This is a genomic window from Shewanella youngdeokensis (assembly GCF_033180165.1).
Taxonomy (GTDB): Bacteria; Pseudomonadota; Gammaproteobacteria; order Enterobacterales; family Shewanellaceae; genus Shewanella; species Shewanella youngdeokensis.
In genome coordinates this window covers 1861033-1886627 of the sequence record NZ_CP136522.1, presented here as the reverse complement: position 1 = coordinate 1886627, position 25595 = coordinate 1861033, and the positions used below count along the sequence as shown (strand labels likewise).

Sequence of the window (25595 nt, the reverse complement as noted above, 5' to 3'; positions counted from 1 at the left end):
ACAGGTGTTTTGTTAGTTTAACTTTATAATAAAAGTGTTAAATGACGCTCAGCTCAATCGCTTCAAGGACTCTAATTATGCAACCTTTCAAAGTTAATTTACATAATGGTAAAGCAAGTAAACGCTTTCATGTAATGAGCAAACCTATTGGTGCTGCTTGTAACATCGACTGTACTTATTGCTACTATTTAAGTAAACAAGACTTACTTGATTATAAAAAAGGCTGCAGCCCACAAATGCCTTTTGATGAGCTTGAGGCCTATATAAAGCAATATATTCAGCAACAAAACACGCCTGAGATCATATTTACTTGGCAAGGCGGCGAACCAACAATGCTTGGGCTTGATTACTTTAAAGAAATTGTTCGTTTACAAAAGAAGTACGCACCTAAAAATGTTGTTATTTCTAATGACTTACAAACTAATGGTACGTTATTAACTGATGCATGGTGCTACTTTTTAGCTAAGCATAATTTCTTAGTTGGGTTAAGTATTGACGGTCCTGAAATGTACCACAATGCCTACCGTAAAAACCGCGCAGGTCGTGGTACGTTTAAGCAAGTCATGGCCGGCATTGCCCTACTGCACAAGCATAAAGTTAATTTTGCGACTCTGACTTGTATTAACAATCTCACCAGCAAAAATCCGTTAGAAATATACCGTTTCTTGCGTGATGAAGTGCGCTCACCGCAGATCCAGTTTATTCCGATCGCGGAGCCGGAAACCTTTAGAGAAACCGCTCCACACCATTGGAAAAAAGAAGACATGCCAATGCTAGGCAGTAAACAAGCACAGCCTGGTGAACCAGGTTCAGTCGTGACCGCTTGGTCAGTATCTGGTGAAGATTGGGGTAAATTCCTGTGCGGCGTATTTGACGAATGGATTAAACGTGATATTGGTAAAGTAAACGTACAGTATTTCGAAGCCTGTGTTGAAACCTGGATGGGCAGAACCAACCCTCTGTGTACGCTTGGCTCGTTATGTGGCAAAGGTCTTGCAATGGAAGCTAACGGTGATGTTTTTGCCTGTGACCATTATGTTTACCCAGAATACAAAATTGGCAATGTTCACCAAAAGCCTCTCGACCAAATGGCATTTTCGGCTCAGCAGCAAGCGTTTGGGTTTGCAAAAAGCCGCAGTTTAACCAAGCAATGTCAAAGTTGTGATTACAAGTTTGCTTGTTTTGGTGAATGCCCTAAAAACCGCTTTGTACGCTCTTATGATGGCGAGATGGGTCATAACTACTTATGCCAAGGTTGGCATATGTTTTTCAAACACATCGACACTTCAATGTGCCAAATTGTAAGTGCTATGGGTTATCAAGTGAGAAAGTCGGTTTAGGCGCTACGCACCTCTAATAATACTAGATGTACTTAACCAAGCCCGCAATGCAGGCTTGGTTGTATAACAAACAACGCATAATCATCTCCAGCACTTAAAGTATCAAGCACAATGTTTTGCAAAAAAGCATTGATGCCCACAGTGCAACGATTAAAGTCTAAATACAAAAACACAACAACCGCCAAACCACGCTTGAGGAGCCTGCAAATAGATAACAAATATGCTCGGTTTAGTTAGGTCATCAAATTTCAACCAGCAAAAACATGCGCCCTAATTTCCACAAGCGATTTATGTCCCCCAGACTTTAGGATTTACTTTTAGCTACAATGCTTGATTTACCAACAGTTTTTTTAGAAATATCGCGCCAAAATGCTAAGTAAAAAAGCCTAGTCAATCGCATACTCTTTGACGGTTCAATTTTTTGACTAAATTGCTGCTGCCAACGAGAAAAATGCGCTAGTGTCGTTACACTGCTTGCGGGGTCAGGCTCAGTTTCAGAGGCCGAATGACTAAATAAAGCCGGTTTATTTGTCAGCGTGACACTACTGTTCTTGTCAGCATTGTGCCAATAGAGGTATTGCATTACTCGGTGCCACTTTTTTTGCAGTAGCGACACCATAAATAGTGCAACTACAGGCAATTGTTGCCGCTTAAAGCGTCCAATTAGCCACCGTATTACATAAACTAGGCCGCAAACCAACAAAATGGCGGCTAAACCATACACCCAATAAGCCTCAATAAAGCTAAGCGGCGTATGAGAAACATGCCACGACTGCCCTGCTGCAGTTAATTTAACTAACTGCCGCGTATTGGTATTCCACCAATAAAAAGACAAATCGGGTAGCGTCACCTCACCACTTTTTTGCACAATATAGCTTTGCTGGTACACCTTGCTGGCACTAAAATCGCCACGATTCTGTTTATCTTCGCTTTTTACAGGCCCTAAGTACCCTTGCAGCATTTCACTGTGATGAAGTCCAAAGTCAGGAAACAGCATGGCACTGCTATCCGTTGCCTTAATGGTTAACGTGCGACTAATCGCATCCCCTATTGTTAATTCATGATCCAACTTGGGGGTTAGTTGCTGCTCAAATGTCACTTCAGGGGCTGCAATCCAATTTTTCTCGTTGGATAATCGTTCATCAGGTAAAACCACATTAAACGTCAGTGGTTCAGTGAATAATGTGCCCTTAATGTTTGAAACCGGTGTATCTGCAATATTGACACTAACCGCAATAACAGGAACATTAACTCGGCCTACAGACTGTGGATATAATGTTAATTGCCACTCTTGTACCGACCATGTAGTACCATCAACACGCTCAGTATAATTATTGGCAAGCTTTTTACGTCTTAGTACCAGAGTATCTGTGATATCAACAGGTCCTATTCGTGCACCCCCACCAAACCAAGTATCGGTCGAAATGCGAATATAGAGATCAACTTGCTGCTGTGGCGATACCACTTCACCTGGCTCGACCCGTGCGTTTATTTTTAATTTTCCAGCCTGCTGCAAGCCTATAACAGTAGTAGGTGAAGCGCTATCTGCTAATGCCATATTAAACAAACTACTAAGTACTAGAATCGTCGCTATCAGCGACATCCAAGCACGAGTTTTTTTAACAGCCAACCTAAGTGAAGCGTCTACGGTATATCCACCCACTAAAGGTTTGTTCGAAATAAATAGAACGTGTTTATTGAATAACATGCGAACTCCCCCTTTATTTGGTTGGTGACTTTTGCCGTTGATTTAGCTGTAAGTTGAATTTAGTTGCAAGAAATCGACCGGGGTCGCCTTCTACACGCTTCATCCACGCTTGGGTTAATGCATCATCTGCAAGTAACTGTTCAGCGGTATAGGTTTGTTGCACTAACATTTCAGCTGACACTTTTTCTTCTGCGCCATCGCTGGTTTGCGGTGCATCACCAAGCTCCTTTGAGGCTTCGTTTTCGGTATTGGCCTGACTCTCACTTTGTCGATTTATATCGTCGATAATTTTTTGCAGCTTTTGTAAATTAACCTGCGCTGAAGTATATGAAGGGTACTGCTGCAGCACTTGTTGGTATAATTGACGGGCTGCAATATATTCACGTTGCTGGGTCAAGGCATTGGCTGCACCAAACAGTGACGCTGCGCTATCGGAGCGCATAAAATAGATATGCGCTTTACTAAAATCTTCAGCCATATAAAAAGCGGTGGCCTTCCATAAAGGGTCAGTAAATTTGGCCGCGGCTTTTGCGTACTGCCCCTTTGAAAAATACATGTGTCCTTGCTGCTCGCGTGTTAACCACGCATCATACCAAGTATCAAGAAGGCGTTGCTGGATTGAGTCTACACGACTCGGCGCAGCTTCTACTGCAACGGTGAAAACTACATTGCTCGCAGCAATTGTTTGGTATATGCCAGTACTCGCTAATACTGGCTGCGGCGCTGACAGCACCATAATTGTAGCCACAACACACCACTGCAGAGTCCACCCTTTTCGAAACCACATTAAAAAAATAGCAACTAACACAAACACCAAGGGATAACTCATGTCCTGCCATGGTTCAGCGCTATCACTATTAATTATCATGTTACGTGCTATCTGCCGATTGACATTAACCATGTCGCTGTTGTTCACCGTAATTGACTGATAATAGCCTCCAACCTCACTCGCTAACCCACTGAGTTCATCGTGTTGAAACTCAATTTCAGCGCTAACATCGCTATTACCACTGCCTAAAATAATCAACTGTAACGATGGTTTTCGGTCGGTGTTAGTAACTAAAGCACTTGCGCCTTTATTGGCTTGGTTAAAGTAGTCAATGATCTGTGACTTGCTGTCGCTACCTAAGCCATCAGTAACCCAAAGCACACTGGCAGCACCCGCGTTGATATCGCCGTTAATCAATAATTTGTCTATTTCTATCAATCCGTATTCGGCAAACTTACCTTTACGTGGCATCAATTTTGGTGAAATCGCATCTAAAAGCGGCAAGAATACCGCTTTGTCTTTTGTCAGCGGCATCGCAATATGGGCGCTACCCGCGTACACAATAAGCGCAGTTCTGCCACCGTCTCGCAAGGCTAATAAGTCAGCAATTTTTTGTTTGGCTCGCTGTAAACGTGAGGGTTGTAAGTCAGTTTGCAACATCGACTCTGACACATCGAGCATGATAATAAGCGGAGCTTTGTCTTCACCAAAAGGCGATGCTTGACGCTGCCAAGATGGCCCTGCAGCAATAATAATCGCAATACAAAAGCCCATAGCCCAAAATGTCACGGGTAGGCGTTTTAGCCAACCAGCATCACCAACTTTAAGTGCCGCTTCTATATGCTCTGGGAGTGACGTTTTCTGCACTTTTAGCTCGGGGTTACGGCGAATGTATAACCATAAAAGTACGGCAAACGGCAAGCACAACAGCAACCAATAAGGCCTAATAAAATGGAACTGTGAAACTAACGTCGATAAATCCATTACAGCTCCTCTTGCTTATTCTTTGTCACCGGCGCCTTGTTAGACTGAATAAACCGACGAAAAAACACCAAAACATACACAACCAGATAGATAACGATGGCAGCAGCAATAGGAAGGTAATGTACACTCTGTTTTGGCTGGTAGGTAAAACTGGCAAAATTGGCAGGTTCTAATTCGCTGATCTGCCGATAAACGTCATTAAGCTCGCTGGTTGATATGGCCTGAAATGCTTGCCCTCCCGTGATTGTTGCAATGCTCTCAATCGTCGCCATGTCCATGGCTTGCTCACCTACGGTTAATGGGTCGCCAATGGCAATAACGTGTACTGTGATCTCTTTATTTGCTGCGATTTTTGCAGCTTCAATTGGTGGCACTGAACTGTCGGTATCATTACCATCGGTAAGTAAAATAACCACTTTATCTTTTTGCGTTGTAGCCTTATCACTCGCTTGCGGTTGCATTAACTTAATCGCTAAACCTAGGGCATCACCTATATGGGTACTTTGGCCTGCCATCCCAACTTGAGCCTCGTTAAGAAGCTCTAGCCAAGACTGATGATCTGCAGTAAACGGAGCTTGTAAGTATGCAGCGTCGCCGAAAAGGATCAAACCAAGTCGGTCTCCGTCTCGTTGCATAGCAAAATCACTTAAAACCCGTTTTACTGCTGCAAGCCTTGAAATGATTTCAGCAGTAGCAAGCTGGTTAGCATGTTTACCTTTACTCTCTTTGGTAATCGAAAAATCGGTGGTTTCCATTGAGCCAGAAAGATCAACCACCACCATTAAATCACGCCCGACTTGCTGGCGAGTTTGCGGCTCCCCTAACATAACGGGTTTGCACATGGCGATAACTAAAAGTAGCCACACACAAATTAACGCGCATCGCTGCCACTTTGTTGGCTTTAAATATTGTAATGCCGAGTTGGGGCTTGATTTAAGCAAGTCTTGAATCACGTTAAAAAATGGCACTTTTATAGCCGCTTGTTGAATTTTAAAAGCGGGTACAAAATAATTAATTAACCAAGGCAGTGGCAGCAATAACGCCATAAATGGGTAAGTAAACTCAAGCATCGACCCGCTCCAAAGCTAAAGATTGCAAATTAACAGGTAAGTCTTCGCTATGATGCATTAACCAAATACAGCCTTGTTCAATCAAGCCTTGCTGTAGTGTCAACGCGTCTGACTGGTTGCTTTTTTTTGCCAGCAAACTATTTAGCCATGCATCGCCTAAACCTGTATTAAACGCACATCTTTGCTCTGCCGTTAGATCCAATAACCGCAACAACGCTTGCCCTTCAATAGCGGCTATGGTGGTGATGTTGAGCGATTGTTTAGCTAATTGAGGCTGTAACAATTGAGATATTTCAATAGTGGTGCTTTTTCCGTAAGCAACTGCAATTGCTTGTTTAATCTCTTGTAAAAATAGCAACGAAAAGCCTTCTACATACTCAAACTGAAAAGCCTTGAGCCTGTTCATCGTCTGCTTACGATACCGATTGCGATACCAATGTAGAATGCGGCGATAACAAAAGTGGCCCACCAGCGCAATAATTACACCAAATACCAACCACCAACCCCAGGTTTGTGGTAAAAATGCTTCTGTTTCTGGAAAACTAATGCCGACAAACTCATTGAGCTGCATCATTGGATTACCAAACGCCATATCATTTTGCTCATTAGCACGGGAAAGAGCATCAGTTGTCATCATCTTCTCCCACAATAAAGCGCCGCAAAAAATTGGCTCAATTCATCACCATTAGTGTCAATATCAATGACGGGCAAAATTTGACTGCGGCTAGCTTGGTTCAGCTCGGCTAACTTTTGCTTAAATTCACTTTCATAATCGACAAAAAACTCCGGCACTCGCTCAGTAATTTGTTGATAGTCCATCGCCATTTGCGATAGTCCGTCACTTGCCACTAAATTTTTAATATTGTGTAACTCGCGCTCAAGCTTGTCATGCACATACACGAGAACAACATCATTGCTGCGTTGTAATTGTTTTAGTAAGGTGAGTGAATCCGCATTAAAGCCTTGCCAATCACTGACGATGATAATACTTGAGTCGCTTGCGACCATTTTATTAAGTCGTAAAAGAGTATTATTGAGCGAGGTTGCCGGATCTGATGCTATTGTATCTGCTGATAATTGCTGGTTAAATTCGACAATAGCTTGACACAATACAAGTGCATTTGCGCTGCTACGCTTTGGCTTGATGTGTTGCCAGTGGTTGTCATTAAACACAATACCGCCAATACGGTCGCCACTTTGCAAAATATTCCAAATAGATAACGCCGACAATTGCGCCGCGACCACTGACTTCATCGCGTGTTGGGAGCCAAAAAACATGCCACTGCGTTGATCAACAACCAGCAGTGATTGACGCTCTTTTTCCTCACTATAAGCGCGAACATGTGGCTTACCAGTACGGAGCGTAGTGCGCCAATCCATGTTTTTTACATCGTCGCCGTCTTGATAATGCCTGAGCTCTTCAAAATTAAGACCGCGGCCTCGGATGGCTGAATTGTGTCGACCTGCCTGATTGCTGGTACGAAAATGCCCTTTTTGAAACGACAATTTAGTGGCTGCGCTTTTTAGTGATACCAAAGACTTAAGATCACTGTAGAGACGTGGATCCCGTGGCTCAGTAGAACTAACGCCACTGTTTTTGGCGGCTGACTTACTCGGTTGTTTAAAGTCCACTAATTACATTCCAAAAGCCACATGCTTAAGCAAATCATCAACCACCTGCTCAGGCTTGACTCCTTGAGCTACGGCGTCATAACTCAGGCTTAGCCGATGGCCTAAAACACTGTGCAACACCGACCGTACATCGTCTGGATCGACAAAATCACGGCCATCTAACCATGCATTAGCTCTCGCGCATCGATCGAGTGCAATACTGGCTCTTGGGCTAGCACCTATTTCAATCCAGTTAACAAATGATGCGTTGCTATATTCGTCAGCTTTACGAGTTGCCATAACTAAATCAACAATATAGTTTTCCATAACTGGCGACACATGAATATCGGCGAGCTCTCGTTGACCGTTAATGATATCTGCAGGAGTCACGGTGCAGCCTTGCTCATCATCTTGCTCTGATAACTCTTCAGTTGTGAATTGGCTGGCCTTTTCCTCTCGCCTTACCAGCTGGATAATCGCTAACTCTGCCACTCTATCGGGGTAGTCAACATTCACTTTCAAGGTAAAGCGATCCATTTGAGCTTCTGGCAGTGGGTACGTGCCTTCTTGGTCTACCGGGTTTTGGGTGGCAAGTACTAAAAACAGCTCTGGTAGTTTGCGCGATTTACCCGCTGAGGTCACAGTGCCTTCAGCCATGGCTTCTAACAGTGCGGCCTGCACCTTGGCGGGTGCACGGTTGATTTCATCGGCTAACACAAGGTTGTTAAAAATGGGGCCGGGCTGAAAATCAAGTTGTGGTTTGCCAGCCACTTCACGGTACACCTCAGCTCCAGTGACATCGGATGGTAGTAGATCGGGTGTAAACTGTACCCGGCCAAAACTGGCCTGCATAGAATCTGCGAGTGACTTGATGGAACGGGTTTTAGCAGTGCCAGGTAAGCCTTCTAAAAGGACGTGCCCTCGCGTTAGCAAGGCAATAATGAGTGATTTGACAACATGTTCCTGCCCCACCACGCTTTTGCACACTGACGCGTATAAAGTACTGACCGCTTTTTGAGATGAATTCACACTGTTCCCCATCGCAATTAATTTAAAGTTGTATTTAAGCCGCAAATACTTAATGGCTGTACTCGGAAAAATACCTGAAAAAGCAGTAGTTTGAACTGAATCATTGGTTGCCCATGATTAACATCATTACTGCAAAACGACTAACCACAACTAAAGCTTAACTGCTGTGATTGATATTACGAATATTTAAATTTAAGTTGATGCTTGAATTCTGCTTTATAAAGCCGCTGCCTAACTGACTTAACTTAATAAAATTTAGTCTATAAGCTCTCTTAAAGCTAGAGACAAAAAATGAAATACTGAGCGAAAATAACCAATTGATTTGGGCCAAAACTATTATTTTGGTAAATAAAGCTAGGTGAAAGCTCCATTAAATTTAAAAGCTATTTTTGTTTCAATGCAACGCAGTAGCCACTGTGTGTTTAAGGTCACAAATTAAAATTCAACCAATATGCTTAAATGGGTCTGCTGCAATAAACCGACTTGCATATAGTTGATATCGGCCTGTATTTAACTGTAATTTAGCCTAGGTACATCTGCCAACGGGTATTTTCAACTCAGCTGCACACCAAACAATGTTAATTATCAGCAAAATACATATGGTGAGTTATTTAAAATCGGTCATGTACGGGTATCTGCTAAGTTTGAGTATATAAATTCAATACCATAATGGACAATGTAAAATTTTCCATCGCCTATAACGTATGAATAACCACAACTGCGCCAGCTAATGTCGCTTTCAGCCAACTCAATGCATATCTAACTCTTTGTCTGTTTACACTCAGGTTAGCGGCTCATACAGCACTAATGGCATGAACCTCAAAATAGAAAATACTCAACACAGGCTTAGCGACTAACGTGTCGATGCTATTTATGACACGAAGTGGTAAGCCCCTACTTCTCTTGACACTTTCGGAATTCTCATAATAGTGGTTTTCAAAGTTCATCACTGTGGATCCTTTGATTGATGTATTACTTTTTGAAAAGTCCGCTGTCAAAATATCGATGCTCATGTACACTCTTTACATACTGACTTGCCGGATAAGTTCATGAGCCAACGCACTTTACATTCTCTTTTTAAGCCTCAATCAGTTGCTATTATTGGTGCTTCTAATTCTCCAAAGCGAGCAGGTAACGTGTTAATGAAAAACCTGCTAGCTGGAGGGTTTTCAGGTCCCATCATGCCAGTCACCCCCAAATATCAAGCTGTTTTGGGGGTTTTAGCTTATCCGAATATAGAATCATTACCACTAAAACCTGACCTTGCCATTATTTGTACAGCGGCAAGTAAAGTCCCAGCGATAATTGAAACTTTGGCTCAATTTGGCTGTAAAGTTGCCATTATTCTAGCCTCTGGTATGGCTGATGAATTTACCGATGACGGATTAAGCTTACTAAACCAAAGTCAGCAATACTCCAGTCAGTATGGTATGCGCATATTAGGCCCTAACAGCCTCGGCATGATCTTACCTAACCTAGGGTTAAATGCTAGCCTCGCCCACACGAAAGCTTTACCAGGAAGAATTGCTTTTGTTTCACAATCTGCTGCTATTTGTACCACAGTGTTAGATTGGGCTAATAATAAGGGCATTGGTTTTTCATCGTTTATCTCATTGGGTGACGCTAATGATATTGATTTTGACGAACTGTTAGATTACCTCGGTAGAGACTCTAAGACCGATGCCATCATGCTATACATCGACTCAATCAATGAGAAACGCCACTTTTTATCAGCCGCACGAGCCGCAGCCCGCAACAAGCCCATTTTGGTGATTAAATCAGGCCGCAGTGTTGAAGGAGCTAACGCAGCTCAGCTGCATACCGGTGGTATATCAGGTAATGATGCCGTCTACGAAGCAGCCTTTAGGCGTGCCGGTATGTTAAGAGTCAATGATTTAACCGAGCTTTTTGCCGCCGTTGAAACATTAGCGCATTCAACCGCGCTACAAGGTGAGCGTCTGGGAATTATCAGTAACGGCGGCGGTCCTGCAGTATTAGCGCTTGATGAGCTAATCTTAAGTGGTGGCAAGTTACTGCCACTTCCTACCGAGATTTGCCAACGGTTAAACACCCTATTACCCAAAAGTTGGTCTGGGCAGAACCCGGTCGATATTGGGGGCGACGCCAACGCTGAACGTTATGCAAAGTCGCTTGAGATCTTAATGGACAGTGATAATTTAGACGCCATATTAATTCTACATTCTCCCTCAGCATTAGGCGAAAGCGTTCAAATTGCTGAAGCGATAGTCAAAACTATTGCAAATCACCCCAAACGCCGCCGAATTAATATATTAACCAACTGGAGCGGCGAAGATTCAGCCTATGAAGCTCGTAAGCTGTTTTCAACGTTCCGACTACCGACCTACCGCACCCCAGAAGGCGCAGTGGGCGCTTTTATGCATATGGTAGAGTACCGTCGTAACCAAAAACTGTTGCAAGAAGTACCAAAATCAATCCCTGATAATATTCCAGCAAACACCGCGTTAGCTCGAGAAAAGTTACAACAAGCATTAAGCCAAGGCACAACCATTTTGGAAACCCACCAGGCCAGTAGTGTGCTTAATGCCTATGGCCTAGAAACAATTGAAACATGGTTTGCAAGTACACCAGAGCAAGCACTCAAACTCGCACAGCAAGCTGGCTACCCGGTCGCGCTCAAAGTTCAATCACCGGACATTCATCATAAGTCAGATGTGCATGGTGTGATGCTCAACCTGGCATCAGACATAGAAGTAAAATATGCAGCAAAAGCGATGATTGAACGCGTTATTTCACTCAACCCTAAAGCAAAAATTGAAGGGCTGATCGTGCAGAAAATGGCACTTAGTGCTGGCGCGCAAGAGATTAGAGTCGCAGTCGCCAACGATCCTGTTTTTGGCCCAGCTATTTTGCTCGGCGAAGGTGGTTCTGAGTGGGATCCAACCAAAGATGCCGCCGTTGCACTGCCACCATTGAATATGACTTTGGCACGTTATATGGTGATCCAAGCACTGAAAACACATAAGCTTAAAGATCGTAACTTACCATTAGGCCTTGATATGCATGCACTATGTGTCATGCTGACCAAAATATCTCACCTTATAATCGATTGCCCAGAGATAGCATCTATCGACCTTAATCCGGTGTTATGCGCCGGTGAAAAAATCACTTTGTTAGATGTTAATATTCAGCTACATAACAACCCTGTCGATAATACAGCTCGCCTAGCTATATCGCCCTACCCCAAAGAGCTGGAGCAAATTGCCACCTTAAAAAATGGCAATGAGGTGATGTTAAGGCCAATTCTTCCAGAAGATGAACCCAAGCATTTAGCATTTGATAACTCACTGTCGGACGAAGACCGCTATAAACGCTATTTTGGCGTACGTTCTAAAATGACCCATGAAGAGATGGCAGTATTAACACAAATAGATTATGCCCGCGAAATGGCATTCATTGCGACCGCAAAAGGGGAAGATGGCGAAGACATAACTCTCGGAGCGATTAGAGCATCGATTGACCCTGACAACACCGAAGCTGAATTTGCTATGGCAGTTCGGAGTAATCACCAGGGGCAAGGATTAGGTAAGTTACTACTTGAAAAGCTAATCCGCTATTACAAGGCCAACAACACGCCGGTGCTAACAGGCTTTACCATGTTTGAAAACAGAAATATGGCCAGCCTTGCTAAAGGGTTAGGGTTCGAAGTTACCTTTGACATGGAAGAGCGCTTAATCAAGATGCATATGCCGCTAAAAAGCTAAATTAATTAAGTCAGTTAGCACAGCAAACATTTTTAATCCCGTGCACACATTCACTATGTGCAGGTTTATATTAGTGACATTGCTAGCTGTGTTTACGAAATAGTTTATACAGAAATGGTAATATACTGAAGCAATAAAATGGTAAAACGCTTAATTTGTAAAGCAAAACGATTATGCCTTTTATTGAGTAGCTATAGGCATATCCGTCACAATAATAGTGGCTAAAAACATTATTGCAGTAAACAACGAGCCGTCATGTATCTTGTCACTCTGAGCGAGCAACTTGGTTAGCTAAAATCCGTAAAGACATAAACATAAACATAGACATAGACATAGACATAGACAAGCACAACCAACCTAGTTGAAACCATCCAGCAGAGCCTTGTTCTATCCTTTCCATGTGTATAACGCTTAAATTGGCGGAAAAGATAGCTAGCAAAAAAGTTTAAGGGACGAAAAAAGCCAGCTGTAATTTTAATTGATGTTATTGTCCAAATTCAAAATCTAAGTACACCACATCAAATGTCTCACCCAGTAACAGTACTGCAGCCCCTATTTGAACTCTATTGCGTTTCAGCCATAACGCAGTTTTTACCCGCTAATTTGGCACGGTATAACGCTTCGTCAGCGCGTTCAAAATAACTATCTTTATTATCATTTGCTTGCAATGATGCGCAGCCTACCGAAACCGTAATGTTGCCTAATGCCAGTTTTTTCGCTTTGCCTATGGTTAGGTTACGCTCAGCAATTTTTTTACGTAAGTGTTCTGCAACAATCTTTGCGCCATCGATGCTTGTGTCTGGCAGTAAAATAACAAACTCTTCACCACCATAACGAGCGACAAAGTCATCGCCTTTAACGCCAAGTTTTAAAGCTTGAGCGACAAAGCTCAATACCTTGTCCCCGATTAAATGACCATGCACATCGTTAAACTTTTTAAAGTTATCAATATCTACCACGAGCAAGCTACTTTTAAACTCTTGCTCGTTAAAGGTTGCTATATGAGAGGCCACTTCTTGGTCAAAAGCACGGCGGTTATTTAATGAAGTCAGTTGGTCTGTCAACACGACTGTACGCAGCTCGACCATTTCACTTTTAAGTGCGCTTACCTCTTCATTCATCGTGGTTAAGTTTTTATCCATTTCGATGTTGGCACTGATAATTTCGTCAAGTTCGGTATTAATATTATCGATAAGCTCTTTGATTCTGACCGGACTTAAGTTACTTGTGAGTTGCTCATCAAATGTCTGAAGTGAAGAGGAGAATTTAGCAGTACCTTCACTCATACCAGAGATTTTAGTCAGTAGATTGTTGATCAGCATCTGGGTTTCGACCTGCACATTTTCAATGATTTCAGGTGCATTTTTCTTAATATAACTAGTAAATAGGCCTTCGCAGACATCTTCATTAAAACTGACGCTATTAGCTAATAAACCATCTATAGCGCGTTTTAAGTCTAAATTATCACCTCGGTAATACTCATACCAAACTGAATAATTACTAGGAGTCATAGGTATGTTTAATTCCGACATTTTTGGAACGGCATGCCTTAATATTTGTGCAGATAATTCAGTTCCTGATAAACGATGAGCAGTATCCATATGAGAGCACCTGAAATTCAAATCTTATCTAATACAAGAATATACAAAAAAAAGAATGCTGCCAGCCTCTTTCTTCACATTATGCAACACTAGATCAATCTACAAGCAACAACTTGCGCAAAAATAGGACTATTGGCTGGATATATTGTTAGCTAAGCATGATTATGCACTCTAACACTCTAGTACTTAGCTTTTTTTGAGCGCATTTTAGTTTAGCGGGATCATTGAGGTGATTGGCAACCCCTTACAAACAAAGATACGGTTGCCACTCCCCTAACAGCCACTTAAAAGGTCTGATTGATGCGTTTAAAGAAATCGAGTAATTGCGTACATTCACTATCGGAAAACTGCTTTGTAATATTTGAGGTTAACTGTACATGCAGCTTATTATGTTCTTCAAATAGTTCATGCCCAGTTGCTGATAGGTCAACCAAAACGGCACGCCTGTCAGTTTCTTCACTCCGACGGACAACCAAGTCAGCTTTGACCATTTTATCAATTTGCACTGTTAGGGTACCTGTTGTTACCCCCATTTTTTCAGCCAACGGTTTCATTCGCATTGGCCCGTTTAAACCTAAAATCTCAACAGTATGGACTTGTGGCAAGCTAAAACCACTACTCTTGACTGCGGTAGCTTCCCAGCTTGATAACTTTTCGTAAAACTCAATAATGGCGTGATTGATATCATTATCTTGGCTTTTCATTAATATCCTCCTGAATCACCTATTTTACTACGCCGGACTGCTCATATGGACTTCAACAGTGACATGCGATAATGCCGTAACTTGTGCCAGTTTAGCTTTAAAGTAGCTACTATCACGACCATCTTGGCTAACTACAATTAAACTCGCGGCAAAATGATCGGCACTGATTTTCCAAACATGTAAGTCCACTACTGTGTCACCCTCTTGCTCAACTAGCTGTTTAACTTCAGCTAAAGGTTGTTGAGCCATACTGGCGTCGAGCAATATAGGTCCTGTTTGACGCATTAACCCCCACGCCCAACGAGATATTATCACCGCGCCCACAATCCCCATGACGGGGTCAAGCCAGTTAAGGCCAACATATTTACCAAGTAGTAACGCGCCAATAGCCAATAATGACGTTAATGCATCAGCTAATACATGGAAATAAGCTGCTTTAAGGTTATGATCTTCATGCCCGTGATGATGGTTATTTTTCTGTTCGTGTTCATAATTATGGCTGTGGCTGTGGCTGTGGCTGTGGCTGTGGCCATGCTCATGGCTGTGATGGTCTTTTAGTAAAAAAACGCTTACTACATTTACTACTAGGCCGATAATGGCGACTAAAATGGCCTGATTAAAATGAATATCTTGCGGATTGAAAATCCTAGCCGTTGACTCAACCAACATCACAATTGCGACTAAGCCTAATGCCACTGCACTGGTATAACCCCCTAGCACGCTGACTTTTCCGGTTCCGTACGAGAACAATGTCGAGTCGGCATGTTTACGTGCATAGCGATAAGCAAACAGTGTGATCAAAAAAGCGGCCGCATGGGTTCCCATATGCCAACCATCTGCAAGCAACGCCATTGAACCATAAATGGTGCCGGCGATAATTTCGGCAATCATGGTAACTAAAGTTAATAACAAAACAATTGCGGTATTACGCTCGCCACTATTGTTGTCGGAAGTAAAGCGGTGTTGATGTGTCCATTTTTGGCTTAAATGCTGACTGTTGTTCATAATCTCTAACCTTGATAGGGTGTTTTTTGCTGAGACAACTATATAGTTATAAAATCAAATAGTTTGATTTACGAACAACTTTATCGTTTTTTCATGTAAGAACAATATTTGTACATAAATTATGTGAGCTAACTTACGAAAACATATCGACTTAACCCTAAAGGAGCCATCGCCAAAATTAAGCCCTTTTTTAGGCTATAAACAAGACGTCAGCGTTACTAGCTGGTGATAACTGTGTAGCTTGTTAATTATTGCCGATTAAACTGTACTAAGGTGCGCTGATAAGCAGTCCCTAATTTGATCTACTGCCCAACGCATATTACTGTTGTTTTTCATATTGCGCGGAATACATACTTGTATCGGCTTTTGGTATTGTGCAGGCACTACAAATGGAACAGATTGAATGCCTGGCAAAATATGTTGTTGCTGCGTGAAGGCAAAACTATAGCCATCTGAATGACCAAGCATCTGTTGCGCCATCAGTGATGAATGAAATAATCCTTTAATATTACTTGTTAGCTCATACTGCTCCATCAGTCTTTGCAGATAGCTACTATCAAACTCTGAGCTCTTTGCTAAAAACACTGGGTAAGGATTTAAATCTTCACTTATTACGTTCGCCTTTTGGCTCAATGGATGTCCTTCACGACACAAGATGGATACGCTTAATGGTGCTACATCTTGCACAAACAATTCTTTAGCATGATTTTCTGAAGAGTGTAAGAATACAATATTTAATTTGCCGCTGCTCATCTGCGCAACGAAGTCATTATTTATTGGCCGAAACATAGGCCGTATATTAGGCGTGATCTGCGCTAGACACTGGGTAATAGGTAGCGCAATGATGTCTAGCAGCTCAACAGGCGCACTAATAGAAATGTCGCCCTCCCACTCTGCGGCTGGCAGTGCAAGCGGATCCACCAGCACCTTAATAAATGCCTGCTGTAGTTGTGGCATTAAGGTACTCAGCTCTTGGGCTAGTGGCGTAGGGTGTAACTGATTACCTTGGCGAATAAACAGGTCATCTTTAAAGTAATCACGTAACTTATTAAGCGATTTACTCACTGCAGGCTGCGAAAGATGCAGCATGTGCGCAGCCTTGACGGTACTTTGTACCTCAACTAACACATACAATACCTTTAATAAGTTAAAGTCTAACTGCATTAAACGCGGATATAAAATCATAATAAACTTAACTACAAACAAGACATACGAGGGAGCAACATGCTCCCTGCAAGTCTAGTTTAAAATCGTACCTTTAAAAGGCTTGTGTGTAGTTAAACCATACATCATTGCCATTACTAGCATGTAAACGCACTGTTTCTGTTTTACTTAGGCGGTAACCCAACGCAAACTCTAGATAAATATCGCGAGTATCTTCTCCGTCAATACCGTAGGTATAAACAGGATTTAGCATCAACCAAACTTTATCATTGACGGCATAGGTGGCGTATGTGTTTAAGGTAATGATAGTGGTCGTATTATAAACATCTTGCCCGGCGTTCTTATCGTTACTCCAAATACTACCTGCTAATAATGATGGGTAGAGTGTGATCTTGTCATTAATCGGTAATACCTGCATTAATCCTGCCATAGCCGTGTTCATGGCAACATCTTCACCAGCAACGTTGTGCTCGCTACGAGATACATCTGCAAACACCCCTAAGCCGCTAGCACCTGGGGTAAAATAGCGCATACGGTAGTTGTTTAGGTTGTCATCATTACGGTATTCAACAAAGCCCATGTGCTTACGTCCGTTCTCTGGGCTATAACCAAATTGCCCGAAAACTTGCATGCCGTTTGTGCCTCCCTGTAAACCAACGGCAGTGAACACCGAAGTTGGGTCACTCATGTCGATCTCTTGTTTTTGCTCGGTTTGGTCGGTTTGGTCTGTATCACTTCCAAATGCGGTAGAAGTCGTAAAGGCTAATAGAAGTATTGCGGCTGTTACTGATTTCATCGGTTTCTCTCTTTACAAATATATGCGTATGAAATCCTTTTCTCGTTCATGATGCGCAGCATAATACGGGCAGGTAAGGTAGTCTTCAAATGACTTATAAGGTAAAGCTGAATTACCAATAGTTATAGGTGATGACATGGGCTGAATAGAAGAGGGTATTAAAATATGAGCATGGAGTATAAAAAAAGCCACCCGAAGGTGGCTTTTTACATTACCAGCGTAAACGCTGACTAATAATCTGTTTTAAAGTGCGCTAATCGCTTCTTTACATAAAGTTGTAATTCGGTCCCAATCGCCCTCTTCCATTGCATCAATTGGCGCTATCCAGCTACCGCCAATACAATCAACATTTTTAAGCGCCAAGTAATCTTTATAGCTACTCGGAGTAATTCCGCCTGTTGGACAAAAACGGATGTTTGCTAATGGGCCAGAAAAAGCTTTTAAAGCATCCACACCACCAGATGCTTCTGCAGGGAAGAATTTAAAATTAGTATACCCAAGCGCCATTCCTTTCATAACTTCAGAGATACTTGCCACGCCAGGGATAAGTGGCACGTTGCCGGCCATCGCTGCCGTTAATAGCTCTGTTGTTGCACCAGGTGTAATCACAAACTGAGCGCCGGCTTTTACAGCCTGTGCTAAGTGCTCTTCATTCAAAATCGTGCCTGCCCCAACAAGTGCTTCTGGGACCTCTTTAGCTATTTTTGTGATTGCTTCTAAAGCACAATCTGTGCGTAAAGTGACTTCTAAAACACTGATCCCACCTGCAACAAGTGCTTTTGCTAGTGGTACAGCATGCTCAATCTTATTTATCACCATCACAGGGACAATTGGACTGCGTTTAAATATTTCTTGTGGCTGTATTAACCAGTGATTGTTAGGCATGGCTTTACTCTTCCTTAATATTTAATAATTTTCGTCAATAGCGCGAGTACTTCTTGCACCTGTTTCTGGACTACTCAGGCTAGCTCGAAGTGCTCCGAAGAGTTCTCGCCCCATGCCATAACTTGAACTGCGTAAATCAACTGCTACCGCGGTACGACGATTGAGTTCGTCAGCTTCAACTAGAAGGCTCAATTCACCTGTCATTGCGTTTACGCGTACTAAATCACCATCAATAATTTTGGCAATCAAGCCTCCATCTAACGCTTCTGGTGTTAAATGAATTGCTGCTGGCACTTTACCTGATGCGCCAGACATGCGGCCATCGGTTAATAGTGCCACCTTATATCCCTTATCTTGGAGGATCCCAAGGATTGGGGTTAATTTATGTAATTCAGGCATGCCATTCGCTTTAGGCCCTTGCCCTTTAACAACCACAACACAGTCTTTATTTAGCTCTCCAGCATTAAATAACGCTTCGAGTTTGTTTTGATCGTCAATCACAACAGCAGGTGCTTCAACGATACGATGCTGCTCTTGCACTGCTGACACTTTAATTACCGCACGCCCAAGATTACCTTTTAATAATTTAAGCCCGCCATTAGCCTGAAAAGGCTGACTAACACTGGTTAATACTTCATTGTCTAAACTAGTGCGTTGGCCATCTACCCATGTCAACTCGCCGTCGCGTAATTGTGGTTCTTGGGTGTAGCGATTTAAACCAAACCCAGCCACAGTTTGCACATCTTCGTGTAAAAAACCGTTATCTAATAGTTCTTTAATTAAAAATGCCATTCCACCAGCGGCGTGGAAGTGGTTAATATCAGCATGGCCGTTAGGGTAAACTCGAGCGAGCAATGGCACTGCATCAGAAAGCTCTGAAAAATCGTCCCAATTAACAATGATGCCCGCAGCGCGCGCAGCAGCAACAATGTGCATAGTTAAGTTAGTTGAACCACCTGTTGCCAGTAACGCAACAATACCGTTAACTACTGACTTTTCAGATACTATCTGTCCAATTGGAGTATATTGCGTGCCAAGTTCAGTTAAGCGACAAACTTGCTTAGCCGCCGTTTTACTTAGCACTTCACGTAATGGATCATCGGGGTTTACAAAAGAAGAACCGGGTAACTGTAACCCCATGACTTCTAACATTAATTGGTTACTATTAGCTGTACCGTAGAAAGTACAAGTCCCCGCACTGTGGTAAGATTTAGATTCAGCATCCAGTAATGCCTGTCTATCTATGTCACCTTGCGCATATTGCTGGCGAATTCTAGCCTTTTCCTTATTTGGGATCCCTGATTTCATTGGGCCAGCGGGCACAAATAGCATTGGTAAATGGCCAAAACTTAACGCCCCAATCAATAATCCCGGGACGATTTTGTCGCAAATACCCAACAAAAGCGCACCATCAAACATGTTGTGTGACAAACCAACTGCAGTGCCCATGGCAATCACTTCACGGCTCAGTAAGCTCAGCTCCATGCCTGGTTGCCCCTGAGTAACGCCATCACACATCGCAGGCACTCCGCCTGCAACTTGAGCTACGCTGCCAATCTCATTGCATGCTTGCTTTAATAAGTCAGGGTATTCGCCGTAAGGTTGGTGTGCAGACAACATATCGTTGAATGAAGTTATGATGCCAATATTAGCTTTAGTTAGCTGTTTAATGGCTGATTTGTCAGTAGGGTTACACGCCGCAAAACCATGCGCTAAATTGCCACAACTTAGTGCACTACGATGTACGCCATTATTTTTTGCATCATCTAAAGCGGCAAGATATTTGGCGCGAGAAACCTGGCTTCTTTCTATAATTCTGTCTGTTACTGATTGTATGACTGTATGCATAATCATTCCTTAAGCGCTCCAATATACGTCCAGAGGCGTTTTTCTCTGATCCAAAACCGCTCTGATCGGCATTTCATTTTGATCGTTATCGGTCATCGCTTTACGGTAAACAGCGAGCTTTTGCTCACCCACTATATGTAAATAGATTTGACGGCTAGCAAGTATGGCCGTTTTAGATAATGAAATACGCGCGTGAGGTGCACTTCCTGGAGTAACCGCTACACATAAATTCGTTGTAGTTAACGCATTTTCAAGCTCATCGCTAGCAGCACAAGGGAACCAAGAACAGGTATGGCCGTCATTTCCCATACCTAAAACCACTACATCGAAAGGTTTTGGAAAATGGGCGAGCAACTCAGTTGTCATAGCTTGACCTTCAGCAGGTGAAGCATACATATTTTTCAAACCACAAAATTTGGCACTCGCAGCTCGATTTTTAAGTAAATTATTACGAACCAGCCTTTCATTTGAGTCACCGTGATCAGTGTCAACCCAACGTTCATCAGCCAATGTGACGTAAACATCGTTCCAATCAATTGCTTTTTTACTCAGCAATTCGAATAACTTTAGCGGTGTTGAACCACCCGATACGATAAGGCTTGCTTTACCTTTAGCATCAACTGCATCTTGTAGTTGGTTTGCAATACGTTCGGCCAACTGCGCTTCTAAACCAGCTTTGTTGTCGAATTTTTTAAAAACCGTTTCTTTAATCATGCTGTCCCCCTATTCGTCCCAAGAGCGGCCGTCTTTAGTGATAAGGGCAACAGATGCTACTGGCCCCCATGTTCCTGCAGGATAAGGCTTAGGCTTTTCATCGGTTTCTTCCCAAGCTTTAATTATGCCGTCAACCCAGGTCCAAGCTTGCTCAACTTCATCACGACGAACAAACAGTGCCTGGTTACCGAGCATAGCTTCAAGTAGTAAACGTTCATAAGCATCTGCAATGCGTTCATCTTTAAAGGTGTCAGAAAAACTCAAATCCAGTTTTGTAGTTTGTAAACGTTGCTTCTCGCCTAGACCAGGAACTTTATTCATCATCTGGATTTCAACCCCTTCGTGCGGCTGTAATCTGATGGTCAGTTTATTTGGCGGCAAATTTCGATAATTAGAGCTATATAAGTTGTGCGGCGGGTTTTTAAAGTAAACCACAATTTCAGAACTCTTAAACGGCATGCGCTTACCGCTTCTTAAATAGAATGGCACGCCTGCCCAGCGCCAGTTGTCAATATCAACCCTAAGCGCCACAAACGTTTCTGCATTTGAGCTGACATTAGCGCCCTCTTCTTCTAAATAACCAGGAACCGGTGCCCCTTTTAAAAAGCCAGAAGAATATTGACCACGAACGGTATTTTCATAAATATTAAAAGAATTTATTGGGCGCAGTGACTTAAGTACTTTCACTTTTTCGTCACGAATATTGTCTGCATCTAAATTGACTGGTGGATCCATTGCTACCAGCGTTAATACTTGTAGCAAATGGTTTTGGATCATATCTCGCATCTGACCCGCTTTATCAAAGTAACCCCAACGGCCTTCAATACCCACTTCTTCAGCAACCGTAAGTTGCACATGGTCAATAGTTCGGTTATCCCATTTTGACGCAAAAAGTGAATTAGCAAACCGAAGGGCGAGCAGATTTTGAACCGTTTCTTTACCTAGATAGTGGTCAATCCGATAAACTTGGCTCTCTTTGAAATAGGCAGATACTTGGTCATTAATGACTTTTGATGACTCAAGATCAGAGCCGATCGGTTTTTCTAAAACAATGCGCGAATCAGTAAAAATAAGATTCTGCTCTTTTAAACAGCGGCAAATGTCACCGAAAATAGAAGGTGGGGTAGCAAAGTAACTGACCATCACTCTTTTTTCAGGCTCTAAAATATCATGAAATGTTTTATAGCCTTCTGATTCCGTAAAGTCAGTGCCAACATAATGGCAACGCGCTAAAAATCGATTAACGGTGTCTTCACACAACTCGTCTTTTACAAACGTATTCAATGCTGCCGTTACAAGCTCACGGTATTGTTCTTGAGTGAAGTGGTCTTTAGCTACGCCAAGGATCTTGGTGCCTTCATTCAACAAGTTAGCATTGTCTAATTGGTATAAAGAGGGAAGTAACTTTCGTTTAGCTAAGTCGCCCTTAGTACCAAATAGAACAAAATCACACGCTTTAGCTTTTGGTGTCGTTCTGGCCATGGCCTCAACATCTCCTTTAATCCTGCACCTCAGCATTTTTGATGAGGATTTTCATGATTGTCGTAATATAACAACAGCAAATGTTAATTGCATCTAAATTCTATAATAAACTTCATGCTTAGGTATAGGTAACCGAACGTAATATCTGATATGCTTTCGTGATAAAATTACTTAATTTTATCAGGTTTGTACCTGTATATTATGAATTTTATCTCGGCTGAAATACCTTGTCAGGCTTACCTTCGAGAAGCCGACAACTTAGACAACAAAACTATAATAAAATTACATTACTATTGAATGGACGTACCTATATGAATACCCTAGAAAAGGTTCAAAAAAGCCTTACCCATTTTAGTAAATCTGAACGTAAAGTGGCTGAAGTGATTCTATCTTCTCCACAAACGGCAATTCATTCAAGTATAGCTACATTGGCCAAAATGGCTGATGTTAGTGAGCCTACAGTTAATCGTTTTTGTCGCCGACTAGACACTAAAGGCTTTCCAGACTTTAAGTTACATTTAGCACAAAGCCTTGCCAATGGTACGCCATACGTTAGCCGTCACGTTGAAGAAGACGATAGCCCAGACTCATACACGACCAAAATTTTCGAATCATCAATGGCATCACTTGATACCGCCAGGCAAAGTATTGACACCGCAGCGGTCAATAAGGCTGTTGATATACTGACTCAAGCTAAGAAAATTTCATTCTTTGGTTTAGGTGCTTCGTCATCAGTGGCACATGACGCACAAAACAAATTTTTTAGGTTCAATGTACCTGTAATTTGTTTTGATGATGTACTAATGCAACGCATGAGCTGCATTAACAGTAATGAAGGCGATGTTGTAGTACTTATTTCACACACAGGCCGCACTAAGTCACTTATTGATATAGCAAAATTAGCCAGAGAGAACGGTGCATCTGTTATTGGTATTACTGCGCGTAACTCGCCTTTGTCGGCTGTTTGTACGCTACCAGTGACAATGGAAGTGCCAGAAGATACCGATATGTACCTACCAATGGCTTCACGTTTAGCTCAGTTGGTTATAATAGATGTGCTTGCAACGGGATTCACATTAAGACGAGGTCCTCGTTTTCGTGAAAACTTAAAGCGAGTAAAAGAAGTATTGAAAGAATCTAGAATAGACAAAGATCCCATTCTGTAAGTGACTTTCTGTATGTTTGAGGACTTTTTAATCAACGATTTATTGTCCTCAAGCTAGATAATTTGGTTTTGAGTCACAATTTTGAAAACTTGAATAAGTACATTTTGTTCGTAATATTACTACATGTAAGGGTATTGTCTGTTAATATAGAGTCAGAATTTTAAAAACTTAACGGAGTATGTCATGTTCCGCAGAACCAAAATTGTTACTACTTTGGGCCCAGCCACTGACCGTGATGACAACTTACGCCGCATTATTGCAGCCGGCGCTAATGTTGTTCGCTTAAACTTCTCTCACGGTGCACCAGAAGATCACAAAAAACGTGCAGACGATACTCGAGCTATAGCTAAAGAGCTTGGTGTGCATGTTGCCGTTTTAGGTGATTTACAAGGTCCAAAAATCCGTATTTCCACTTTTAAAGATAACAAAAAGGTTGAGCTGACTTTAGGCCAAGCTTATACCTTAGATGGTGATCTTCAAAAAGGTGAAGGTGACGAGAACCAAGTTGGTATTGATTACAAAAAGTTACCTCAAGATGTTGCCCTTGGCGATATTCTAATGCTTGACGACGGCCGTGTTCAGTTACGCGTTGAAAAAGTTGACGGTAACAAGGTCCACACTATCGTCACTGTTGCAGGTCCTTTATCTAACAATAAAGGGATCAACAAGCAAGGCGGTGGTTTGTCTGCTGCTGCACTGACTGAAAAAGATAAGCGTGACATTATTACTGCAGCGCAAATCAACGTTGATTATCTTGCGGTTTCATTCCCTCGTAGTGGTGAAGATCTTAACTATGCACGCGAACTTGCTCAGCAAGCTGGCAGTAATGCACTGATTGTGTCAAAAGTTGAACGTGCCGAAGCTGTTGTTTCTCAAGAAGCAATGGATGACGTTATCTTAGCGTCAGATGCCGTAATGGTTGCTCGTGGTGACCTAGGTGTTGAAATTGGTGATCCTGCGCTTGTCGCTGTGCAAAAGAAACTCATCAGCCGCTCGCGTCAACTAAATAAACCGGTTATTACAGCGACTCAAATGATGGAGTCTATGATAACAAGTCCGATGCCAACACGTGCTGAAGTGATGGACGTTGCCAATGCCGTACTCGATGGTACTGACGCGGTAATGTTGTCAGCAGAAACTGCAGCCGGTGACTTCCCAGAAGAAACGGTAAAAGCAATGGCGCAGGTTTGTATCGGTGCCGAAGCACACCCTAGTGTTCAAGTATCAAAACACAGACTTGATGAGCAGTTTACATCTATTGATGAAACCATCGCACTTTCAACTATGTACGCAGCAAACCATTTAGATGGGGTTAAAGCAATCATTGCATTAACTGAGTCTGGTGCTACGCCGCAAATCATGTCACGCATTAGCTCTGGGCTACCGATTTTTGCTTTATCACGCCACACAGCAACGCTCGCGAAAATGGCTTTATATCGTGGTGTTCACCCAATCTATTTTGACTCAACGGCTCACTCACCTGAGGCTGTTGCTCAAAAAGCACTTGATACTATTTCAACTGCAGGGTATCTAAACAGTGGTGATATGGCGATGATGACTAAAGGTGATGCCATGGAAACCGTAGGCGGTACTAACACTAGCAAAGTGGTTGTTGTAGCGTAAACCAAGCCTTTAAGCGTTACCTCGCTATAATCTAAAGCATGCCTGTTTAATACGGCATGCTTTTTTTTGCTTAATTTTGACTGACTTAAGCTTCGCATTAAAGGTCAGTTTTGGTGCGAACACACATAAACTAACTACGCTGATCATTTAACATTATCGCCCTCTCAATTCCTCGCTACTGTGCGACCATAATAAAGATTGCTATCACTTCCAAACTCACTTTTGGACAGAAATCATTTAGAGCAAAAGGTCTAAAGGTAGGTCGTGGGATTAGTAAATGTATGGTAATCAAATAAAGTTTACATATCCAAGTTTACACTGACCCCACATATCCCCATATCTGGACAAAATCG

20 protein-coding genes are annotated in these 25595 nt (G+C 42.4%); 4 read left to right on the top strand and 16 right to left on the bottom strand.

The window, feature by feature from the left end; genetic code table 11:
- Positions 1 to 77 precede the first annotated feature (77 nt).
- On the top strand, positions 78 to 1340 hold the full coding sequence (locus RGE70_RS08165; RefSeq protein WP_310470982.1) for an anaerobic sulfatase maturase: 1263 nt from the start codon (positions 78 to 80) through the stop codon (positions 1338 to 1340).
- Positions 1341 to 1644: 304 nt separating this feature from the next.
- On the opposite strand, the gene RGE70_RS08160 is transcribed toward RGE70_RS08165, so the two are convergent.
- Genes RGE70_RS08160 through RGE70_RS08135 form a run of 6 tightly spaced genes read right to left on the bottom strand, consistent with a single transcriptional unit; the run spans position 1645 to position 8523 of the window.
- The gene (locus RGE70_RS08160) at positions 1645 to 3048 is read right to left on the bottom strand and encodes a hypothetical protein (protein ID WP_310470981.1); all 1404 of its coding nucleotides are present in this window, start codon (positions 3046 to 3048) and stop codon (positions 1645 to 1647) included.
- Positions 3049 to 3061: 13 nt separating this feature from the next.
- Positions 3062 to 4801, bottom strand: a complete 1740-nt coding sequence (locus RGE70_RS08155) for a VWA domain-containing protein (RefSeq protein WP_310470980.1) — start codon at positions 4799 to 4801, stop codon at positions 3062 to 3064.
- Positions 4801 to 5871: a vWA domain-containing protein gene (locus tag RGE70_RS08150; RefSeq protein ID WP_310470979.1), complete on the bottom strand. Its 1071-nt coding sequence runs from the start codon at positions 5869 to 5871 to the stop codon at positions 4801 to 4803. Before RGE70_RS08150 ends, RGE70_RS08155 begins: the two co-directional genes overlap by 1 nt.
- Positions 5864 to 6508 (bottom strand): DUF4381 family protein, encoded by a 645-nt coding sequence (locus tag RGE70_RS08145; protein ID WP_310470978.1) that lies wholly within the window; start codon positions 6506 to 6508, stop codon positions 5864 to 5866. Before RGE70_RS08145 ends, RGE70_RS08150 begins: the two co-directional genes overlap by 8 nt.
- Positions 6505 to 7503: a DUF58 domain-containing protein gene (locus RGE70_RS08140; protein ID WP_310470977.1), complete on the bottom strand. Its 999-nt coding sequence runs from the start codon at positions 7501 to 7503 to the stop codon at positions 6505 to 6507. Before RGE70_RS08140 ends, RGE70_RS08145 begins: the two co-directional genes overlap by 4 nt.
- A gap of 3 nt (positions 7504 to 7506) precedes the next feature.
- Positions 7507 to 8523: an AAA family ATPase gene (locus tag RGE70_RS08135; protein WP_310470976.1), complete on the bottom strand. Its 1017-nt coding sequence runs from the start codon at positions 8521 to 8523 to the stop codon at positions 7507 to 7509.
- A 1037-nt stretch (positions 8524 to 9560) separates the two neighbouring features.
- Between RGE70_RS08135 and RGE70_RS08130 the strand changes: the two genes are divergently transcribed.
- Entirely contained in the window at positions 9561 to 12254 is a 2694-nt protein-coding gene (locus RGE70_RS08130) for a bifunctional acetate--CoA ligase family protein/GNAT family N-acetyltransferase (protein WP_310470975.1), read from the top strand.
- 265 nt (positions 12255 to 12519) lie between these two features.
- Here RGE70_RS08130 and RGE70_RS08125 read toward each other — a convergent pair whose 3' ends face one another.
- The 10 genes from RGE70_RS08125 to zwf form a co-directional block, all read right to left on the bottom strand.
- Positions 12520 to 12654, bottom strand: a complete 135-nt coding sequence (locus RGE70_RS08125; RefSeq protein ID WP_375087914.1) for a hypothetical protein — start codon at positions 12652 to 12654, stop codon at positions 12520 to 12522.
- Positions 12655 to 12817: 163 nt separating this feature from the next.
- Positions 12818 to 13855 carry a GGDEF domain-containing protein gene (locus RGE70_RS08120; protein WP_310470974.1) on the bottom strand — a complete coding sequence of 346 codons (1038 nt, stop codon included), beginning with the start codon at positions 13853 to 13855 and terminating at the stop codon, positions 12818 to 12820.
- A gap of 284 nt (positions 13856 to 14139) precedes the next feature.
- Complete coding sequence (locus RGE70_RS08115) at positions 14140 to 14559, bottom strand: MarR family winged helix-turn-helix transcriptional regulator (protein ID WP_310470973.1); 420 nt, start codon at positions 14557 to 14559, stop codon at positions 14140 to 14142.
- Positions 14560 to 14586: 27 nt separating this feature from the next.
- The gene (dmeF, locus tag RGE70_RS08110) at positions 14587 to 15564 is read right to left on the bottom strand and encodes a CDF family Co(II)/Ni(II) efflux transporter DmeF (protein WP_310470972.1); all 978 of its coding nucleotides are present in this window, start codon (positions 15562 to 15564) and stop codon (positions 14587 to 14589) included.
- Positions 15565 to 15822: 258 nt separating this feature from the next.
- Positions 15823 to 16749, bottom strand: a complete 927-nt coding sequence (locus RGE70_RS08105) for a LysR family transcriptional regulator (protein ID WP_310470971.1) — start codon at positions 16747 to 16749, stop codon at positions 15823 to 15825.
- A gap of 73 nt (positions 16750 to 16822) precedes the next feature.
- The gene (locus RGE70_RS08100; RefSeq protein ID WP_310470970.1) at positions 16823 to 17524 is read right to left on the bottom strand and encodes a hypothetical protein; all 702 of its coding nucleotides are present in this window, start codon (positions 17522 to 17524) and stop codon (positions 16823 to 16825) included.
- A gap of 243 nt (positions 17525 to 17767) precedes the next feature.
- Positions 17768 to 18409: a bifunctional 4-hydroxy-2-oxoglutarate aldolase/2-dehydro-3-deoxy-phosphogluconate aldolase gene (locus RGE70_RS08095; protein WP_310470969.1), complete on the bottom strand. Its 642-nt coding sequence runs from the start codon at positions 18407 to 18409 to the stop codon at positions 17768 to 17770.
- Between the two features lie 21 nt (positions 18410 to 18430).
- Positions 18431 to 20257, bottom strand: coding sequence for a phosphogluconate dehydratase (gene edd, locus RGE70_RS08090; protein WP_310470968.1), 1827 nt, complete (start codon positions 20255 to 20257; stop codon positions 18431 to 18433).
- A 9-nt stretch (positions 20258 to 20266) separates the two neighbouring features.
- Positions 20267 to 20971: a 6-phosphogluconolactonase gene (gene pgl, locus RGE70_RS08085; protein ID WP_310470967.1), complete on the bottom strand. Its 705-nt coding sequence runs from the start codon at positions 20969 to 20971 to the stop codon at positions 20267 to 20269.
- Positions 20972 to 20980: 9 nt separating this feature from the next.
- Complete coding sequence (gene zwf / locus RGE70_RS08080; protein WP_310470966.1) at positions 20981 to 22453, bottom strand: glucose-6-phosphate dehydrogenase; 1473 nt, start codon at positions 22451 to 22453, stop codon at positions 20981 to 20983.
- A 311-nt stretch (positions 22454 to 22764) separates the two neighbouring features.
- Between zwf and RGE70_RS08075 the strand changes: the two genes are divergently transcribed.
- Both RGE70_RS08075 and pyk read left to right on the top strand, forming a co-directional pair.
- Positions 22765 to 23619: a MurR/RpiR family transcriptional regulator gene (locus RGE70_RS08075; protein WP_310470965.1), complete on the top strand. Its 855-nt coding sequence runs from the start codon at positions 22765 to 22767 to the stop codon at positions 23617 to 23619.
- 183 nt (positions 23620 to 23802) lie between these two features.
- Entirely contained in the window at positions 23803 to 25242 is a 1440-nt protein-coding gene (gene pyk, locus RGE70_RS08070; protein ID WP_310470964.1) for a pyruvate kinase, read from the top strand.
- The last annotated feature ends 353 nt before the right edge of the window (positions 25243 to 25595 follow it).